This is a genomic window from Paenibacillus sp. MMO-177 (genome assembly GCF_037147795.1).
Lineage (GTDB): Bacteria > Bacillota > Bacilli > Paenibacillales > Paenibacillaceae > Pristimantibacillus.
Map to the genome: position 1 here is coordinate 1 of NZ_JBBCUR010000043.1, position 266 is coordinate 266.

Sequence of the window (266 nt, forward strand, 5' to 3'; positions counted from 1 at the left end):
TAACCTAATAAAAACATTTGTTGCTTAAGGATGTTTCATCTTTCGCTATCCAGTTTTCAAGGAACAAATTTGTTGCTCCGTCTTGTGGACGGAAGGCTATCTTATCATGCTCGTTTATTACAATCAACCCACAAAAGTTGGTAATAAACTCGCATTTTAAGTTCACCTGCTTGGCGACGTCCTACTCTCCCAGGACCCTGCGGTCCAAGTACCATCGGCGCTGGAGGGCTTAACGGTCGTGTTCGGTATGGGAACGCGTGGTTCCC

At 45.9% G+C, this 266-nt stretch carries 1 rRNA gene; it reads right to left on the reverse strand.

Annotated elements, in window-relative coordinates:
- Positions 1 to 168 precede the first annotated feature (168 nt).
- Positions 169 to 266: ribosomal RNA gene (gene rrf, locus WFK81_RS30815) — 5S ribosomal RNA — on the reverse strand; the annotation flags it as partial.